The sequence below is a fragment of the Streptomyces sp. NPDC048197 genome, assembly GCF_043202395.1.
GTDB lineage: Bacteria > Actinomycetota > Actinomycetes > Streptomycetales > Streptomycetaceae > Streptomyces > Streptomyces siderophoricus.
Window position 1 is genome coordinate 48,295 of sequence record NZ_JBIDAJ010000040.1, and the last position, 18,127, is coordinate 66,421.

General features: G+C 70.4%; 14 protein-coding genes. 7 read left to right on the plus strand and 7 right to left on the minus strand.

The features are described 5' to 3' along the window. The first annotated feature begins 49 nt into the window (after positions 1–49). Entirely contained in the window at positions 50–343 is a 294-nt protein-coding gene (locus ACGF4C_RS33825; protein ID WP_030414309.1) for a ferredoxin, read from the plus strand. Positions 344–388: 45 nt separating this feature from the next. Here the strand turns inward: ACGF4C_RS33825 and ACGF4C_RS33830 are convergent, their stop codons facing one another. From ACGF4C_RS33830 to ACGF4C_RS33840, 3 genes are all read right to left on the minus strand, one after another. Then, on the minus strand, positions 389–970 hold the full coding sequence (locus ACGF4C_RS33830; RefSeq protein WP_393571578.1) for a hypothetical protein: 582 nt from the start codon (positions 968–970) through the stop codon (positions 389–391). A gap of 759 nt (positions 971–1,729) precedes the next feature. Next, positions 1,730–2,677 carry a tRNA (adenine-N1)-methyltransferase gene (locus tag ACGF4C_RS33835; protein WP_351532370.1) on the minus strand — a complete coding sequence of 316 codons (948 nt, stop codon included), beginning with the start codon at positions 2,675–2,677 and terminating at the stop codon, positions 1,730–1,732. A 106-nt stretch (positions 2,678–2,783) separates the two neighbouring features. Beyond that, a complete protein-coding gene (locus ACGF4C_RS33840; RefSeq protein ID WP_393571580.1) occupies positions 2,784–4,085 on the minus strand; it encodes a site-2 protease family protein in 1,302 nt (433 codons plus the stop codon). Positions 4,086–4,260: 175 nt separating this feature from the next. Between ACGF4C_RS33840 and ACGF4C_RS33845 the strand changes: the two genes are divergently transcribed. Continuing rightward, the gene (locus tag ACGF4C_RS33845) at positions 4,261–5,181 is read left to right on the plus strand and encodes a RecB family exonuclease (RefSeq protein WP_393571582.1); all 921 of its coding nucleotides are present in this window, start codon (positions 4,261–4,263) and stop codon (positions 5,179–5,181) included. 122 nt (positions 5,182–5,303) lie between these two features. Further along, the gene (locus ACGF4C_RS33850) at positions 5,304–5,975 is read left to right on the plus strand and encodes a response regulator transcription factor (protein ID WP_030801847.1); all 672 of its coding nucleotides are present in this window, start codon (positions 5,304–5,306) and stop codon (positions 5,973–5,975) included. Between the two features lie 152 nt (positions 5,976–6,127). Here the strand turns inward: ACGF4C_RS33850 and ACGF4C_RS33855 are convergent, their stop codons facing one another. The 4 genes from ACGF4C_RS33855 to metH all read right to left on the minus strand — a co-directional run bounded on the left by ACGF4C_RS33855 (position 6,128) and on the right by metH (position 14,243). Continuing rightward, positions 6,128–7,726, minus strand: coding sequence for an ABC transporter substrate-binding protein (locus ACGF4C_RS33855; protein ID WP_393571585.1), 1,599 nt, complete (start codon positions 7,724–7,726; stop codon positions 6,128–6,130). Positions 7,727–7,816: 90 nt separating this feature from the next. Then, positions 7,817–9,424 (minus strand): ABC transporter substrate-binding protein, encoded by a 1,608-nt coding sequence (locus ACGF4C_RS33860; RefSeq protein WP_393571587.1) that lies wholly within the window; start codon positions 9,422–9,424, stop codon positions 7,817–7,819. Positions 9,425–9,798: 374 nt separating this feature from the next. Then, positions 9,799–10,512: an HAD family hydrolase gene (locus ACGF4C_RS33865; RefSeq protein WP_393571589.1), complete on the minus strand. Its 714-nt coding sequence runs from the start codon at positions 10,510–10,512 to the stop codon at positions 9,799–9,801. A gap of 221 nt (positions 10,513–10,733) precedes the next feature. Beyond that, the gene (gene metH, locus ACGF4C_RS33870; RefSeq protein WP_393571591.1) at positions 10,734–14,243 is read right to left on the minus strand and encodes a methionine synthase; all 3,510 of its coding nucleotides are present in this window, start codon (positions 14,241–14,243) and stop codon (positions 10,734–10,736) included. A gap of 260 nt (positions 14,244–14,503) precedes the next feature. Here metH and ACGF4C_RS33875 point away from each other — a divergent pair, with 260 nt between their 5' ends. The 4 genes from ACGF4C_RS33875 to ACGF4C_RS33890 all read left to right on the plus strand — a co-directional run. Next, positions 14,504–15,268 carry an IclR family transcriptional regulator gene (locus ACGF4C_RS33875; RefSeq protein ID WP_030414718.1) on the plus strand — a complete coding sequence of 255 codons (765 nt, stop codon included), beginning with the start codon at positions 14,504–14,506 and terminating at the stop codon, positions 15,266–15,268. 224 nt (positions 15,269–15,492) lie between these two features. After that, a complete protein-coding gene (locus tag ACGF4C_RS33880; RefSeq protein ID WP_393571594.1) occupies positions 15,493–16,281 on the plus strand; it encodes an MIP/aquaporin family protein in 789 nt (262 codons plus the stop codon). Positions 16,282–16,327: 46 nt separating this feature from the next. Then, a complete protein-coding gene (glpK, locus tag ACGF4C_RS33885; RefSeq protein ID WP_393571596.1) occupies positions 16,328–17,911 on the plus strand; it encodes a glycerol kinase GlpK in 1,584 nt (527 codons plus the stop codon). Between the two features lie 13 nt (positions 17,912–17,924). Beyond that, a partial coding sequence (locus ACGF4C_RS33890) for an FAD-dependent oxidoreductase (protein WP_393571598.1) occupies positions 17,925–18,127 on the plus strand: 203 nt, incomplete at its 3' end.

The following is an 18,127-nucleotide window of genomic DNA, read 5'->3' on the forward strand; positions in this document are numbered from 1 at the left end:
GGCGCCACTTAGACAAAAACGGTTCACGTACGCAGGAACGGCAGGCGAGATGACCGCGCAGGACGAAGCCCCAGAGCTGGAAGTCTGGATCGACCAGGATCTCTGCACCGGGGACGGCATCTGTGCGCAGTACGCGCCGGAGGTCTTCGAGCTGGACATCGACGGTCTGGCCTACGTGAAGAGCGCCGATGACGAGCTGCTCCAGGAGGAGGGCGCCACAACGCCCGTCCCGCTGAAGCTGCTCGCCGACGTCCGGGACTCGGCCAAGGAGTGCCCCGGGGACTGCATCCACGTGCGCCGGATCAGCGACCGCGTCGAGGTCTACGGCCCGGACGCCGAGTGAACCGGAGGAAGCGGAAAGCTCCCTCCGCACACCTGCTGTAGCGGCTCAGACACCTGTGGTGCTCGCCGCGGCGGGCAGTTCGCTCTGGATGAACTTCCCGTCCCGCCATTGCCATTTGACGCTCTTGTGCACGTCGGGGCAGCAGCGCGGCACGTTCAGGTCGGAGTAGCCCAGCAGCGCCGCCGAGATCACCCCGTGCTCCACCGCCAGGGACCGGACGCTGAGCTGCTGGGCGGGGGCGACGAGGGTCGCCACGATGCGCGGGGCGGCCTGCGGGTCGGTGGGACGGGCGAGGACGTAGACACCGCTGGGCGGGGTGCCGGTGTCGCTGTGGCAGCGGACCACGGCGACCGTCTCGGTCGTGCCGTCGGCGTCGAGGTCGCCGGACGCCTTCTTGACCACCTCGGGGCGGTTGGGGCCGCAGGTGACCGGAAACGTGACCTTGCCGGGATCGGGGGCGGCGGAGTGCCGGCCGGCCGCGGTGCTGCGGGCGGTGGTGGCGGTGGCGTCGGGGGGCTGGACGAAGGACGCGCCCGCGACGACCGCCGAGAGGGCGGTGGCGGTGGCGAGCCAGTGCATGGGGCGCGGCTGGGTGTGCAAGAGGTCCTGGCCTGCCATGGGCTGCACGCGGGGTAACTCCTGTGAAGTGCTGTGCCGGTGGGAGTGCCCAGCATCGTTCCACAGGACAGGGCGGCAAGGAACCGGCTGGACGGGAGTTTTCGGGGTTTCCCGTGGGGGTTCCGTAAGGGTTGTCGTCGGGGGTCCCTCGGGGGTCCCTTAGGGGATCCCTTAGGGGTCGTGTGAGCCCCTGACCGGTGAACGGAGGGGGGACGGTGGGGGTTCCCGGGGGCGGCGGACGCAGGGGGCGGGGAAGCGCCGTGTCTGGGGCGGGAGATCTGTGGCCGGGAGGGGCCATGTCTGGTGGGCAGGAGACCTGTGGCCGGAGGGTCTGTGTCCGGGGCGGGGGCCCGTGGCCGGGAAGGGCTGTGTCTGGGGGGGGCGGGGGCCCGTGGCCGGGAGGCGGGACAGGGGCCCGTGGCCGGGAAACCAGGGGCGCCATGGCCGGGAACTGGAGGCGCCACGGCCGGGAACTGGAGGCGCCACGGCTGGGAAGTGGGGGTACCGGGGCTGGGAACCGTGGGTGCCGTCGGCCGGTTCTGTGGGGTCGGGACGGAGGCGGCTGAGGGGCGGTCGGGGGAGGGTGCGCGGAGGGTTTGGGTGGCCGGGTGCGGAAGGTGGCGTCAGCGGTTTCTGGGGGCGCGGGCGGCGGCTGCTGCGGGTGGGGAACGGAAGGCGCCGCCGGCGGGTTCCGGGGAGGAACTCGGCGGCGGCGCCCAGGGGTTCGGTGGCCGGTTGCGGGCGGCCGGTGACGGTGTGTGGAGGGGGTCAGGCGCCGTCGGTGGGGTCGACCGTGGTGGCCGTGCCCTTGTCCTTGCCGGCTGCCTTCTCGCGGCCGCCGGGGCCGGTGTAGTCCTCGCCGTACGCGCCCTTGGCCGGGCGGCGGCGGCGGAGCGGGGGCTCGACGCCGTCGGCGAGGCGGCGGGCGGTGAGCAGGAAGCCGGTGTGGCCGATCATGCGGTGGTCGGGACGGACCGCGAGGCCCTCGACGTGCCAGGTGCGGACCATGGTTTCCCAGGCCGACGGCTCGTTGAAGGTGCCGTGCTCGCGGATCGCCTCGACGGTGCGGGCCAGCTGGGTGGTGGTCGCGACGTAGGCGCAGAGGATGCCGCCGGGAACCAGGGCCTTGGAGACGGCCTCCAGGCACTCCCAGGGGGCGAGCATGTCCAGGATGACGCGGTCGACGTCGGTGTCGGAGAGGTTGTCCTGGAGGTCACCGACGGTGAGCGTCCATGCCGGGTGCGGGCCGCCGAAGTAGCGCTCGACGTTCTGCGTGGCGATCTCGGCGAAGTCGGCGCGGCGCTCGTAGGAGTGCAGCATGCCGTCGTCGCCGATGGCGCGCAGCAGGAAGCTGCTGAGCGAGCCGGAGCCCACGCCCGCCTCGACGACGCGCGCGCCGGGGAAGATGTCGGCCATCGCCAGGATCTGCCCCGCGTCCTTGGGGTAGACCACGGCGGCGCCGCGGGGCATGGACAGGACGTAGTCGGGGAGCAGCGGGCGCAGCGCGAGGTAGGCGACGTTCCCGGTGGTACGGACAACGCTGCCCTCGGGAGCACCGATCAGCTCGTCGTGGGGGAAGGCTCCCTTGTGGGTGTGGAAGCTCTTTCCCTCTTCGAGCGTGAAGGTGTAGTGGCGTCCCTTGGGGTCGGTGAGCTGGACCTGGTCCCCGACCTTGAAGGGCCCGCGACGGCGGGCGGCACCGGTCGGTTCGGACATGTGACCAGCCTACCGGGCCGTGGGGCCGCCACTGACCACGGGCGAGTGAGCAGGGGCGGGTGAGCGGGGGCTGCGGCGCCGGCCGCGGCGCGGGAGTGGGCGGAGTCTAGTTGGGGCGGGCCATCGCCGAGACGAAGGCGCGTTCGACGTCGGCGGTGGAGAGGACGCCGTAGATCTCGCCGGTCCGCTCGACGACGAGGTATTCGGTGGCGGGGGTGGCGCGGAGGTATTCCAGCAGGTCCTCGCCGGCGAGCTCGGCGGAGACCCGCATGCCGTCCTTGAGGTCCTGGGCGAGGGTGCCGACGGGTACCCAGGGGCGGCGGTGGTCGGGGACGCCGACGATGGCGGCCTCGCGGACCAGGGCGGTGGGCCGTCCCTGGGGGTCGACGACTACCAGGGCGCGGGCTCCCGCGTCGTTGGCGCGGCGCAGGGCCTCGGAGAGCGGGGTGGCGGTCTCGACGGGCACTGCGCGCCGGGTGAGGGTGCGGGCGGTGAGGTCGGGGAGGCGTTCGCGGAGCCGGGCCATCCGCAGACTGTTGCCGGCGCCGGTCCAGATGATGGCGGCGAGGATCGCGGCGAGCAGGGCGTCGGTGAGGGAGTCGGCGTCGCCGATCTCGGGGCGGGCGTTGCCGAGGGCGCCGGTGTGGGTGAGCAGCGGCAGGCCGATGAGGACGGTGACGGCGAGGGCGCGACCGACCCAGGCGGCGGCGATGGTGCCGGTCATCGGTTTGCCGGTGATCTTCCAGACGACGGCGCGGAGCATCCGGCCGCCGTCCAGCGGGAGGCCGGGCAGCAGGTTGAAGATCGCGACGATGAGGTTGGAGATCATCAGGCCGGCGAGCAGGACGCCGGGGACCGTGCCTGGTTCGACCAGCTGCATCCCTACGTAGAAGACGGCGGCGAGGACGAGGGAGAGCAGCGGGCCGACGAAGGCGAGGACGAATTCCCGGCCGGGGCTCTCGCTCTCCTTCTCGATCTCCGAGACACCGCCGAAGAACTGGAGCTGGATGCGGCGGACGGGGAGCTTGAAGCGGAGCGCGGCGACGGTGTGGGCCAGCTCGTGGACGAGGACCGAGGCGTAGAAGGCGACGGCGAAGAAGAGCGAGACGAGGTAGCGGGCGGCGCCGAGCTCGGGCAGCACGCGCTCCAGTTGCCCGCCGAAGACCCAGGTGATCAGGGCGGCGACCAGGAACCAGCTCGGGGCCACGTAGACGGGCACGCCGAAGGGACGGCCCATCAGGATGCCGCCGCCGCTGCCCTTCCCGCCCGGTGGCGGCGCCTTGGGGGCCTCGGTGTCCTTGGGGCCCTCGGTGTCGCTGGTGTCCGTGTCCTTGGTGTCCTTGGGCGGCTCGGGCGGCTGGGGCCGCACGGACTCCTCGGGGTCCTGCGGCTTCCCGCTCTCGTCCACAGTGTCCCCTCATCGAATACGGCATTCGCCCCTGCTCGGCCTGATATCCCGATCATGCAGGGCGCAGGGGTCCGGCGTCGATGGTATGCGGAGTGGCGTGCGCCGGTCGGCTGCGGGGCGCCTCCGGCGCAGGGCCGTCCGCGCCTGTCAGTGGCGGGCCGTAGGGTTTTGTGCCATGGGATGGAGCACGGAGCAGGACGGCGCGGGCACACAGGGTGTGCAGGACGCCCAGGAGGGGTCCGGCGCGGGGACCGCCGGGGAGCGGGGCGGGGAGCCGGCGCGGCCGCCGGTGGCGCTGTCGCCGTCGCGGGCGAGCGATTTCATGCAGTGCCCGTTGCTCTACCGCTTCCGGGTGATCGACCGGCTGCCGGAGAAGCCGAGCCCGGCGGCGACCCGGGGCACGGTCGTCCATGCGGTGCTGGAGCGGCTCTTCGACGCCCCGGCGGCGGCGCGTACGGCGGCGGGGGCCCGCGCCATGGTGCCGGGCGAGTGGGAGCGGCTGCTGGCCAAGCGGCCGGAGCTGGCGGAGCTGTTCGCGGACGATCCCGGGGGTGAGCGGCTGGCGGCGTGGCTGGCGGAGGCCGAGGCGCTGGTGGAGCGGTGGTTCTCGCTGGAGGATCCGCAGCGGCTGGAGCCGGCCGACCGTGAGCTGTACGTCGAGACGGAGCTCGCGTCGGGGCTGCGGTTGCGGGGCTTCATCGACCGGGTGGACGTCGCGCCGACGGGCGAGGTGCGGATCGTCGACTACAAGACGGGGAAGGCGCCGCGGCCGGAGTTCGCCGAGGGCGCGTTGTTCCAGATGAAGTTCTACGCGCTGGTGATCTGGCGGCTGCGGGGTGTGGTGCCGCGGCGGCTGCAGCTGGTCTATCTGGGCAGCGGCGAGGTGCGGACGTACGACCCGGGTGAGGCCGATCTGCGGACGGTGGAGCGGAAGTTGCTGGCGCTGTGGGAGGCGATCCGGCTGGCGACGGAGACGGGCGACTGGCGGCCGCGGCCGACGAAGCTGTGCGGCTGGTGCGACCACCGGGCGCACTGTCCGGAATTCGGCGGTACTCCCCCGGTCTACCCGCTGCCGGTTGCCCGTGCGGGTGACTGACGGGCCTTCGGCCGGGGGCCCGGAGGTGGGCCCACCGGAAGCACGGTCGCTGCCCGTGCGCCCGGGGGACGGCGGCGGGGCGCCGCAGGGCAGAATGGGGCCGATCTAACGAAGGAGAGCTCGTGGCCATCCGCGTCCTGCTGGTCGACGACCAGCCCCTGCTGCGTACGGGATTCCGGATGATTCTGGAGGCGGAGCAGGACCTGGCCGTCGTCGGTGAGGCCGGTGACGGTCTGCAGGCGCTGGAGCAGGTGCGCGCGCTGCAGCCCGATGTGGTGCTGATGGACATCCGGATGCCCCGGATGGACGGGGTCGAGGCGACCCGGCAGATCACCGGTCCGGCGAAGGACGGGCCGGCGAAGGTGCTGGTGCTGACGACCTTCGACCTCGACGAGTACGTCGTCGAGGCGCTGCGGGCGGGGGCCAGCGGGTTCCTGCTGAAGGACGCGCCGGCGAACGAACTGGTGCAGGCGATCCGGGTGGTGGCGGCGGGCGAGGCGATGCTGGCGCCGAGCATCACCCGCCGGCTGCTGGACAAGTACGCCGGGCATCTGCCGTCGGGTGAGGAGCCGGTGCCGGACACCCTGCACACCCTCACCGACCGGGAGGTGGAGGTCCTCAAGCTGGTGGCCCGCGGGTTGTCGAACGCGGAGATCGCGGCGGACCTGTTCGTCAGCGAGACGACGGTCAAGACCCATGTGGGCCATGTGCTGACGAAGCTGGGGCTGCGCGACCGGGTGCAGGCGGCGGTGTACGCGTACGAGAGCGGCCTGGTGCGCCCGGGAGCGCAGTAGCCGGGCCCGGAGGGCCCACGGGGCTGTTACGGCGCTCGTGAGGGCGGGTACGGCGGCGGGGCCGGTCCGGGGAGGGAAATCCTCCCGGGACCGGCCCCGCTGTCGTGCGGTGCGTCCGTCAGTGGCTCGTCGGGGCCTCGTCAGGGCGTCCGTCAGGCGTCGGTCGCCTTGCTGATCTCCCAGAACCGGAAGACGGTCGAGGAGTCCAGGGTCCATTCCAGGCCGGTGACGCCGTTCCGGGCCACCGCGTACTGCTTGCCCTGCCAGATCGGGATGATCGGCACGTCACGGGCGACGATGTCCTGCAGTTCGCGGAACGCCGTCTTGGTGGCGGCACGGTTCTGCTCGTCGGCCGTCTTGGGCAGCAGCCGGCCGGTGATGGCGGGCGAGTTGTAGTGGTTGAACAGCACGCTGTCCTTGCCGAAGAACGGCTGGGTGAAGTTGTCGGGGTCCGGGTAGTCGGGGATCCAGCCCTTGACGTAGACACCGAACCGGCCGTCGGCGACGCCCTTTTCGTACTCGTCGGTGGGTACCGAGCGCACCTTGGCGTCGAACAGGCCGCTGGCGTTGAGCTGTTGGGCGATCTCCTGGAAGGCCGGGACGGTGCCGGGGCCGAACCGGTCGGGGGTCGCCCACAGGGTCAGCGCGACCTTGCCGGACAGGCCGGAGGCGCGCAGTGCGGCCTTGGCCTTGTCGGGCTGCGGGCGGTCGCCGTAGGTGTTGAAGAAGGAGGTGCTGTGGCCGGTGATGCCGGCCGGGACGACCGAGTAGAGCGGTTCGGCGGTGCGCTGGTAGACGTCCCGGACGAGGGTGGAGCGGTCCAGGAGGTAGGCGATCGCCTTGCGGACGCCGGCCTGCTTGGCGACCGGGTCCTTCATGTTGAAGACCATGTACATGGCCTCGGCGCTGCCGCCCTCGATGACCTGCGTGCCGTGCTGCTGGTTCAGGGAGGCGTTGTCCAGGTGGGCGATGTCCTTCATGGCCAGGCCGCGGTAGGCGAGGTCGACGTCGCCGCTCTCGACGGCCTTCTTGAGCTTGCCCGGCTCGTCGAAGAACTTCACGGTCATCCCGGAGTTCTTGACCTTGGCGGGGCCCTTGTAGGAGCCGTTGACGGCGAAGACTGCCCGGTCCTTGCCGTACGACTTGAGGGTGTAGACGCCGGAGCCGGTGGCCTTGCCGTCGGTGCGCAGCCGGTCGGCCGGGTAGGCGGTGTGGTCGACGATGGAGCCGGCGCCCGAGGCGATCTTCATGGGGAAGGTGGCGTCGGGCGTCTTGAGGTGGAAGACCACGGTCTTGGCGTCCGGCGTCTCGACCTTGTCGAGGGCCGCGAACATCACGGCCGGCCCGTTCTTGTCCTTGATCCGCTGGGTGCGGTCGAAGGAGAACTTGACGTCCTTCGAGGTCAGCGGGTCACCGTTGCTGAAGTGGAGACCGTCCTTCAGGGTGCAGCGGTAGACCTTGCTGTCCGCGTCGGTGAAGCCGCAGCGCTGGGCGGCCTCCGGCTCGGGGGTGTTGCCGCCCTTGGGGAAGCTCAGCAGGGACTGGAAGACGTTGTTGAACAGCAGCCAGGAACCCGGGTCGTAGCCGGCTGCCGGGTCGGTGGCCACGACCTTGTCCGTCATTCCCATGACGACCGGCTCGCCGTGGCCGGCCGCCGCCGAGTCGTCGGTGCCGCACCCGGCGAGCGCGAGCAGGGCTGTCGCCAGCCCCGCTCGGATCGGGGCGGCCAGCCGCGGGTCACGCTTCCTCACTAAAGGTCCTCACGTTCTGGGTGGTGCCTGTCGGGCCGCGGCGGGGACACCGCGGCGGGTGTGCCGCATCCGGGCGGATGCGGCGAGGGGTCAGTCGGCGACGCCCCGGCCGAGCTCCCAGATCTGGAGGCCGGAGGCGGAGTTGAGGGCCCAGCCGATGCCGGTGATGTCGTCGCGGGCGGCGACGTACTGCTTGCCCTGCCACAGCGGGAGCAGCGGGACGTCGTCGGAGATGATGTCCTGGGCCTGCTTGAATTCGGCGCCCGCGGCGTTGCGGTCGGTCTCCTGGCGGCTGGCCGGGATCAGCTGCGACTCGATCTTGGGGTTGCGGTACGGGATGCCTAGGAAGTTCCGCTTGCCGATGAACGGCGCGATGTAGTTGTCGGCGTCCGGAATGTCGGCGAACCAACCCATGTGGTAGACGGTGTACTTGCCGGCCAGGGAGTTGGTGCGGTACTGCTGCCAGCTGTCGATGCCCTTGAGGCTGACGTCGAACAGCTTGGTGTCGTTGAGCTGCTTCTGCAGCGCCCGGACTTCCTTGCCGGTGCTGGGACCGTAGTGGTTCGTGGTGTAGGCGAGGGTGAACTTCACCGGGGTGGTGATGTTCGCCTGCTGCAGCGTCTTCCGGGCGGCGGCGGCGCCGGGGTTCCCGTACTTGGTGAAGAACGAGTTGATGTGACCGGTGAGGCCGGTGGGCACCATCGAGTAGAGCGGGTCACTGGTGTAGGAGTAGACGTCGCGCACCAGCTCGGAGCGGTTGACGATCTGTGCCATCGCCTGGCGCACGGCCTTGTTGGAGACGACCGGGGCCTTGGTGTTGAAGGCCAGGTAGCGGATCTCCTGGCCCGGCATCTCCTGGAGGGCGATGTGCTGGGCGCGGGCGTTCTCCAGACCGCGGATCTGGTCGGACGCCAGGCCGCGGTTCATCACGTCGACGTCGCCCTTGCGCAGCGCCTTCTCCGTGGTCGCCGAATCGGCGAAGAACCGCATCTCCACCTTGTCGTTCTTCACGCTCATCCCGCCCTTGTAGTCGGGGTTCTTGGTGAAGACGGCCTTGGTGATGTGGCTGCCGCTGTGCTCGGCCTTGACGGTGTACGGGCCGGAGCCGACCACGTCGAAGCCGTCGTACAGGCGGTTCTTGGGGTACACCTGGCTGTCGACGATGGCCGCGGCCGGGGTGGCGAGCTTCTCCGAGAAGGTGGCGTCCGGCTTGGAGAGGTGGAAGACCACGGTCTTGGCGTCCGGCGTCTCGACGGTGTCGATGTCGTCGAGCAGCGCCACCGGGCCGTTGCTGTTGTTGATGGTCCGCATGCGGTCGATGGAGAACTTGACGTCCTCGGCCGTCAGGGCATGACCGTTCGAAAACTTCAGGCCACTGCGCAGGGTGCAGCGGTACTGCTCGTTCTGGGTGTCGCGGAACCCGCAGGACTCGGCCGCGTCGGGCACCGGCGTGGTGCCGGACCGGGGCAGCCGCATCAGCGTCTGCAGGGTGCTGCGCAGCACGTTCCACGCGTCGACGTCGTAGGCCTGCGCCGGGTCGAGCGGGGCCGGCGCGGCCTTCGTCGCCTCGATCTGGGCGGCGACGCCCACCACGATCGGATCGCCGCCATCGCCCGCACCGTCCGTGCTTCCACAGGCCGCGAGTACGGGGGCAAGGAGACCGGCCAGCGCCGGCAGCACCAGGGTCTTGCGATTCATCGTCGGCAGGTTCCTTATCAGCGCAGAGGTGTTGCTCGCGTCGACATTAGTAGGAACGGCCAGCCGCGCCGGGACACAAAGGAGTTGAACGGATAAGGGTCCCGGATAACGTCGGCGGGATGATCGATATCCGGACGGTGGAACGATCCGCGCGTTGCTCCACCAATCCGGACACTTACCCCCGTAGAAACCTCCGAACGGGACCCGTGGAACACCTGCCGGGCCCGCTGTCGATGCCACGGCACGTGAGAAACGTCACGCATTCACGGCTCTGCGGCGATGTATCAATTCAGTCAGGATGCCCCCGGTCCTTTCGTCACGGAAAATGAGCGGACCGCTGCCCTGAGTTCTTCCGGGGATTTGGCGGGACACGCTCAGTGCACGGCGCCGCGGCTTTCCGTGATGAGCGACCGGAGAAATGCGAGATCGACTTCTTCCAGCGAGCGGACGAGGCTGCGGCCCGGGGCGGCCGGGATCGGGGTCACCGAGGGGACCGCGACGACCGGGCAGCCGGCCGCCTCGCCCGCCCGCACCCCGGTCAGGGTGTCCTCGATGACCACGCAGCGTGCCGGGTCCACCCCGAGCCGCGCGGCGGCCGTGACGTACGGGTCCGGGTGCGGCTTGGTGCGGGGCAGGTCGTCGCCGGCCAGGGTCAGCCGGAAGTGTTCCGGCCCGAGGGACTGCAGCATCCGGTCGACGATGGTGCGGTGCGAGGCGGAGACCAGCGCGGCGGGCACCTCGTGGGCGGCCAGCTCGGCCAGCAGCCGGTGGGCGCCCGGCATCAGCGGGACGCCGCGGGCAATCCGGTCCAGGAAGGCGGCGTTGAGCAGCACGCTGAGCTCGGTCAGGCCGATGTCGGCGCCGGTGGCCTGAATCAGATACCCGGCGCTGCGGGTCATCGGCCCGCCGACGACCACCTCGCGGTGCGCGTCGTCGAGGACGTGGCCGAGCTCGGCGAACACCTGCGCCTCGGCCTCCCACCAGAACCCCTCCGTGTCGACGAGGGTGCCGTCGAGGTCGAGGAAGACGGCCTGGAGGGTCCCGGCGCCGCCCGTCCGGGTGCCGACTGCGGGGATGCTGCTGGTCATCCATCCACCTCCGTTACGCGTCCCACAAGGGACGAAAAGGCCGGTCGCCATCCCCGGCTGGGGGATACGACCGGCCACTACCGGATCGATAAGTGTACGACGGTGTGCGCCGGAATGCGTGCCGGCGACCGGACGGCAGCGGCCGGGGCCGCCCGGTACGACTCCGGACGGCCCCGGCCGCTCACGCTGCGTCACGCCGGGCGGGCCCGGCGGTACGGGCGTCACCTGGCGTTGAAGTACTTCGCCTCCGGGTGGTGGATGACGATGGCGTCGGTGGACTGCTCCGGGTGCAGCTGGAACTCCTCGGAGAGCTGGACCCCGATCCGCTCGGGCTGCAGCAGGTCGGCGATCTTGGCGCGGTCCTCCAGGTCGGGGCAGGCGCCGTAGCCCAGCGAGAAGCGGGCGCCGCGGTACTTGAGCGCGAACATGTCCTCGACGTTGTCCGGGTCCTCGCCGCCGAAGCCCAGCTCGGCGCGGACCCGGGCGTGCCAGTACTCGGCCAGCGCCTCGGCCAACTGGACGGACAGGCCGTGCAGTTCGAGGTAGTCGCGGTAGGAGTTGGCCTCGAAGAGCTCGGCGGTGGCGGCACCGATCTTCGAGCCGACGGTGACGACCTGGAGGCCGACGACGTCGGTCTCGCCGGACTCCTCCGGGCGGAAGTAGTCCGCCAGGCACAGCCGGCGGCCGCGGCGCTGGCGCGGGAAGGTGAAGCGGGTGCGCTCGGTGCCGTCCTCGTGGAGCAGGATCAGGTCCTCGCCCTTGGAGACGCAGGGGAAGTAGCCGTGGACGACCGCGGCCTCCAGGAGGTTCTCGGTCTGCAGCTTGTCGAGCCAGCCGCGCAGCCGGGGGCGGCCCTCGGTCTCCACCAGCTCCTCGTACGTCGGGCCCTCGCCGGTGCGGGCCTGCTTGAGGCCCCACTGGCCCTTGAAGAGGGCGCCCTCGTCCAGCCAGGAGGCGTAGTCGGCGAGCTGGATGCCCTTGACGACCCGGGTGCCCCAGAACGGCGGGGCGGGGACCGGGTTGTCGGTGGCGACGTCGGAGCGCACCGCGCCCTCGGGCTCCTCGACCTCCAGCGCCGCGGTGTCCCGCTTGGGGACCCGGCGCTGCTTGAGCTCGGGGAGGGCCGCGCCGGGCACCCCGCGCTTGACGGCGATCAGGGCGTCCATCAGCCGCAGGCCCTCGAACGCGTCGCGGGCGTAGCGGACCTCGCCCTCGTAGATCTCGTGCAGGTCCTGCTCGACGTAGGCGCGGGTGAGGGCGGCGCCGCCGAGGATGACGGGGTAATCGGCCGCCATCTTGCGCTGGTTGAGCTCCTCCAGGTTCTCCTTCATGATCACCGTGGACTTGACCAGGAGCCCGGACATGCCGATGACGTCGGCCCGGTGTTCCTCGGCGGCCTCCAGGATCGCCGAGACCGGCTGCTTGATGCCGAGGTTGACGACGTTGTAGCCGTTGTTGGACAGGATGATGTCGACGAGGTTCTTGCCGATGTCGTGGACGTCGCCGCGGACGGTGGCCAGGACAATGGTGCCCTTGCCCTCGTCGTCGGACTTCTCCATGTGCGGCTCCAGGTAGGCCACCGCGGTCTTCATGACCTCGGCGGACTGCAGCACGAACGGCAGCTGCATCTGGCCGGAACCGAAGAGCTCGCCGACGACCTTCATGCCGTCCAGGAGGGTGTCGTTGACGATGTCCAGGGCGGGGCGGTCCTGCAGGGCCGCGTCGAGGTCGGCCTCCAGGCCGTTCTTCTCACCGTCGATGATGCGCCGCTTGAGGCGCTCCTCCAGCGGCAGCGCGGCCAGCTCCTCGGCCTTGCCGGCCTTCAGCGACTTGGCGGTGGCGCCCTCGAAGAGCTGCATGAGCTTCTGCAGCGGGTCGTAGCCCCCGGACCGCCGGTCGTAGATCAGATCCAGGGCGGTGGTGACCTGCTCCTCATCGAAGCGCGCGATCGGCAGGATCTTGGACGCGTGCACGATCGCCGAGTCCAGGCCCGCCTTGACGCACTCGTCCAGGAAGACGGAGTTCAGCAGGATACGGGCGGCCGGGTTCAGACCGAAGGAGATGTTGGACAGGCCCAGGGTGGTCTGCACGTCCGGGTGGCGCCGCTTCAGCTCCCGGATCGCCTCGATGGTGGCGAGGCCGTCCTTGCGGGACTCCTCCTGGCCGGTGCAGATGGTGAAGGTCAGGGTGTCGATGAGGATGTCCGCCTCGTGGATGCCCCAGTTCCCGGTGAGGTCGTCGATGATCCGCTCGGCGATCTCGACCTTCTTCTCGGGCGTACGGGCCTGGCCCTCCTCGTCGATCGTCAGCGCGATCAGCGCGGCGCCGTGCTCCTTGGCCAGGGCGGTGACCTTGGCGTACCGGGACTCCGGTCCGTCACCGTCCTCATAGTTCACGGAGTTGATCACCGCGCGGCCGCCGAGCTTCTCCAGACCGGCCTGGATGACGGGCACCTCGGTGGAGTCCAGGACGATCGGCAGGGTGGAGGCGGTGGCGAAGCGGCCGGCCAGCTCCTCCATGTCGGCGACGCCGTCCCGGCCCACGTAGTCCACGCACAGGTCGAGCATGTGGGCGCCCTCGCGGATCTGGTCGCGGGCCATCTCCACGCAGTCGTCCCAGCGGCCCTCCAGCATCGCCTCGCGGAACTTCTTCGAGCCGTTGGCGTTGGTCCGCTCGCCGATCGCCAGGTACGAGGTGTCCTGGCGGAACGGCACGGTCTGGTAGAGGGACGCGGCGCCCGGCTCGGGGCGCGGCCGGCGCTCGGGCGGGGTGAGGTCGCGGACCCGCTCCACGACCTGCCGCAGGTGCTCGGGCGTCGTCCCGCAGCAGCCGCCGACCAGCGACAGGCCGTACTCGGCGACGAAGGTCTCCTGGGCGTCGGCCAGCTCCTGGGGCGTCAGCGGGTAGTGCGCGCCGTCCTTGCCGAGGACCGGCAGGCCCGCGTTGGGCATGCAGGACAGCGGGATGCGGGAGTGCCGGGCGAGGTAGCGCAGGTGCTCGCTCATCTCGGCCGGGCCGGTGGCGCAGTTCAGGCCGATCATGTCGATGCCGAGCGGTTCCAGCGCGGTCAGCGCGGCGCCGATCTCGGAGCCCAGCAGCATGGTGCCGGTGGTCTCGACGGTGACCGAGCAGATCACCGGGAGGTCGGTGCCGGTGGCCGTAAGGGCGCGGCGGGCGCCCAGGATGGCGGCCTTGGTCTGCAGCAGGTCCTGGGTGGTCTCGACGAGCAGGGCGTCCGCGCCGCCGGCGATCATGCCCTCGGCGTTCTGCTGGTAGGCGTCGCGCAGGGTGACGTAGGGGGCGTGGCCGAGGGTGGGCAGCTTGGTGCCGGGGCCCATGGAGCCCAGGACGTAGCGCTGCTGTCCGGTGGAAGCGGTGAACTCGTCGGCGACCTCGCGGGCGATCCGGGCGCCGGCCTCGGACAGCTCGTGGACCCGCTCGGGGATGTCGTACTCGGAAAGGGCGGCGTGGTTTGCGCCGAACGTGTTGGTTTCGACGCAGTCGACGCCGACCGCGAAGTACTCCTCGTGCACCGAACGGACGATGTCGGGCCGGGTGAGGTTGAGGATCTCGTTGCAGCCCTCCAGCTGCTGGAAGTCCTCCATGGTCGGGTCCTGGGCCTGCAGCATGGTGCCCATCGCCCCGTCGGCGACCACCACCCGCGTGGCCAGGGCCTCACGCAGGGACTGGATGCGGGCGGTAGGGGTGGACGATGGCGTGTTCGAGGCCATGGAGATGCTCCCGTGGTTGCGACGGCTGTCGGCTTTGCACCCCCCTTCAGGGGGCGCACCCGGCCAGCGTAGCTGCCGGTCCGGTACACGTGTTCCCCGTTCCAGGGCGTGGACAGCACCGCGCCACCCCCGTTGGTGGGCCGTTCGTGATCATTGGCAAACTCCGGTGCACCCGCCCAGTAGTCCCGGTGCCCTGCCTTCAGTCGGCATGGGCCGATATCGTTCAGCATTGTCGAACTGCTCACTTCGGAGGTTGCCCGATGGCACGCACCATCCAGTCGTTGGAGCGGGCCGCCGCGATGCTGCGGCTGCTCGCGGGAGGTGAGCGGCGGCTGGGCCTCTCGGACATCTCCTCCTCCCTCGGACTGGCCAAGGGCACCGCGCACGGAATCCTGCGCACCCTGCAGCAGGAGGGCTTCGTCGAGCAGGACGCGGTCTCGGGCCGCTACCAGCTGGGCGCGGAGCTGCTGCGGCTGGGCAACAGCTATCTGGACGTGCACGAGCTGCGCGCCCGCGCCCTGGTGTGGACCGACGACCTGGCCCGCTCCAGTGGCGAGGCGGTCTATCTGGGCGTCCTGCACCAGCAGGGGGTGCTGGTGGTGCACCACGTCTTCCGGCCGGACGACAGCCGGCAGGTGCTGGAGGTGGGGGCGATGCAGCCGCTGCACAGCACGGCGCTGGGCAAGGTGCTCTGCGCGTACGACCCGGTGGCGCACAGCGAGGTCGTGGAGGCGGACCGGGAGGCGTTCACGCCGCGCACGGTGACCGGTCTCGGCGACTTCGAGGGGCTGCTGGACCTGATCCGGGCCCGGGGCTGGGCCGCGGACGTCGAGGAGACATGGGACGGCGTGGCGTCGGTGGCCGCGCCGATCCATGACCGGCGGCGGATGCCGGTGGGCGCGGTGGGGATCACGGGGGCGGTGGAGCGGGTCTGCCGGGACGGCGAACTGCGGCCGGAAATCGTCGCTGCTGTGCGCGATTGTGCACGCGCGGTGTCCCGTGATCTTGGCGCAGGGCGGTTTTGACCCTTTCGCCCTTTAAGTTCACCTAAGTTTTTGGCCAAGTACCTCTTGACGGGGTTCTGACGCTGAACAAAACTGCCGTGCATCGGTCGGCATTGTCGAACACCACACGGCAATATTCGCTATGGTGGGCAATGCCGGGCCGAGCACCGCCCTCTCGGAGGGCGCGAACCACCGGAGGGACCCGGGGTTCGCCTTCCCCTGGACGAAGGACAAAGGAGTCGCCGGTGTCCAGCTCCGACATCTTCCTCAGCGAGACCATCGGTACCGCTGTACTGCTTCTCATGGGCGGCGGCGTCTGCGCCGCCGTCACGTTCAAGCGCTCCAAGGCGCACAACGCCGGATGGGTGGCCATCACCTTCGGGTGGGGCTTCGCCGTCCTCACGGGTGCCTACATCGCCGCGAAGTCCGGCGCGCACCTCAACCCCGCGGTCACGATCGGTCTCGCCGTCAAGGGCGCCGTCGCCTGGAGCCAGGTGCCGGTGTACCTGGCCGGCGAGATGCTCGGCGCCATGATCGGCGCCGTACTGGTCTGGGTCGTGTACTACGGACAGTTCCGTGCGCATCTGACCGATCCCGAGGTGCTGGCGGACCACACGAGCGAAGAGGGCATGGTCGACCAGGCCGCCGCCCCGAAGGCCGGCCCGGTCCTGGGCATCTTCTCCACCGGCCCGGAGATCCGCAATGCCGTGCAGAACCTCGCCACCGAGATCATCGCCACCACCGTGCTCGTGCTGTCGATCCTCACGCTCGGTCTGAGCGACAACGGCAAGGGCGTCGGCGTCATCGGCACCCTGCTGGTCGCGCTGGTGGTCGTCGGCATCGGTCTGTCGCTGGGCGGCCCGACCGGATACGCCATCAACCCGGTCCGCGACCTCGGTCCGCGCATCGTGCACGCACTGCTGCCGCTGCCGAACAAGGGCGGTTCAGACTGGGGTTACGCCTGGATCCCGGTCGTCGGCCCGCTCATCGGCGGCGCCCTCGCCGGGGGCATCTACCAGGTGGCGTTCGCCTGATCCGCCCGACCGCCCCGCCGCCCGCACAGACTTCTTGGAGCACACCATGAGCGACACCCACAGCACCTCCTCCCACGGCCACGGCGCTTCCTCCCACGGGCATGGCGCTTCCTCCCACGGGCATGGCCCGTTCATTGCGGCCATCGACCAGGGCACCACCTCCAGCCGCTGCATCGTCTTCGACAAGGACGGCCGGATCGTCTCGGTCGACCAGAAGGAGCACGAGCAGATCTTCCCGAAGCCGGGCTGGGTCGAGCACGACGCCGCCGAGATCTGGACCAACGTCCAGCAGGTCGTCGACGGCGCCGTGCAGAAGGCCGGCATCACCGCCGACGACGTCCGCGCCATCGGCATCACCAACCAGCGCGAGACCACCGTCCTCTGGGACAAGAACACCGGTGAGCCGGTCCACAACGCCATCGTCTGGCAGGACACCCGCACCGACGCGCTCTGCAAGGAGCTCGGCCGCAACGTCGGCCAGGACCGCTTCCGCCGGGAGACCGGTCTGCCGCTGGCCTCCTACTTCGCCGGCCCGAAGATCCGCTGGCTGCTCGACAACGTCGAGGGCCTGCGCGAGCGCGCCGAGCGCGGCGAGATCCTCTTCGGCACGATGGACTCCTGGGTCATCTGGAACCTCACCGGCGGCGTCAACGGCGGCCACCACGTCACCGACGTCACCAACGCCTCGCGCACCATGCTGATGAACCTCCACAACCTGGAGTGGGACGACAAGATCCTGGCGTCGATGGACATCCCGGCGGCCGTGCTGCCGGAGATCAAGTCGTCCGCCGAGGTCTACGGCCACAGCGCCGGCGGCGTGCTGGCCGGCGTCCCGGTCGCCTCGGCGCTCGGCGACCAGCAGGCCGCGCTCTTCGGCCAGACCTGCTTCGCGCAGGGCGAGGCCAAGTCCACGTACGGCACCGGCACCTTCATGCTGATGAACACCGGCCACGAGCCGGTCAACTCCTACAACGGGCTGCTGACCACCGTCGGCTACCGGATCGGCGACCAGCAGCCGGTCTACGCCCTGGAGGGCTCGATCGCCGTCACCGGTTCGCTCGTCCAGTGGATGCGCGACCAGATGGGCCTGATCAACAGCGCGGCCGAGATCGAGACCCTGGCCAGCACGGTCGAGGACAACGGCGGCGCCTACTTCGTGCCGGCCTTCTCCGGCCTGTTCGCCCCCTACTGGCGCTCCGACGCGCGCGGTGTCATCGCGGGCCTGACCCGTTACGTCACCAAGGCGCACATCGCCCGCGCCGTTCTCGAGGCCACCGCCTGGCAGACCCGCGAGATCACCGACGCCATGACCAAGGACTCCGGCGTCGACCTGACCGCGCTCAAGGTCGACGGCGGAATGACCTCCAACAACCTGCTGATGCAGACCATCTCGGACTTCCTGGACGCACCCGTGGTGCGCCCGATGGTCGCCGAGACCACCTGCCTCGGCGCTGCCTACGCGGCCGGTCTGGCCGTCGGCTTCTGGTCCAGCACCGACGAACTGCGCGCCAACTGGCGCCGGGCCGCCGAATGGACCCCCCGCATGGACGCGGCCACCCGTGACCGCGAGTACAAGAACTGGCTCAAGGCCGTGGAGCGGACCATGGGCTGGCTCGACGACGAGAGCTGACGAGGAGCACAACATGAGCACCCTGCAGAGCGTCCCGGCCCTCGGGACGCACCCGGCCAACGGTTCGCACCCGAGCCGCGCCGAGACTCGGGAGCAGCTTTCCAAGGCGACCTACGACCTCCTGGTGATCGGTGGCGGCATCCTGGGCATCTCCACCGCCTGGCACGCCGCGCAGGCCGGACTGCGGGTGGCCCTGGTGGACGCCGGCGACTTCGC

Coding starts and splice junctions, on each gene's coding strand:
- ACGF4C_RS33825 (WP_030414309.1), top strand. CDS start 50: ATGACCGCGCAGGACGAAGCCCCAGAGCTGGAAGTCTGGATCGACCAG.
- ACGF4C_RS33835 (WP_351532370.1), bottom strand. CDS start 2,677: ATGTCCGAACCGACCGGTGCCGCCCGCCGTCGCGGGCCCTTCAAGGTC.
- ACGF4C_RS33845 (WP_393571582.1), top strand. CDS start 4,261: ATGGGATGGAGCACGGAGCAGGACGGCGCGGGCACACAGGGTGTGCAG.
- ACGF4C_RS33860 (WP_393571587.1), bottom strand. CDS start 9,424: ATGAATCGCAAGACCCTGGTGCTGCCGGCGCTGGCCGGTCTCCTTGCC.
- ACGF4C_RS33865 (WP_393571589.1), bottom strand. CDS start 10,512: ATGACCAGCAGCATCCCCGCAGTCGGCACCCGGACGGGCGGCGCCGGG.
- metH (WP_393571591.1), bottom strand. CDS start 14,243: ATGGCCTCGAACACGCCATCGTCCACCCCTACCGCCCGCATCCAGTCC.
- ACGF4C_RS33875 (WP_030414718.1), top strand. CDS start 14,504: ATGGCACGCACCATCCAGTCGTTGGAGCGGGCCGCCGCGATGCTGCGG.
- glpK (WP_393571596.1), top strand. CDS start 16,328: ATGAGCGACACCCACAGCACCTCCTCCCACGGCCACGGCGCTTCCTCC.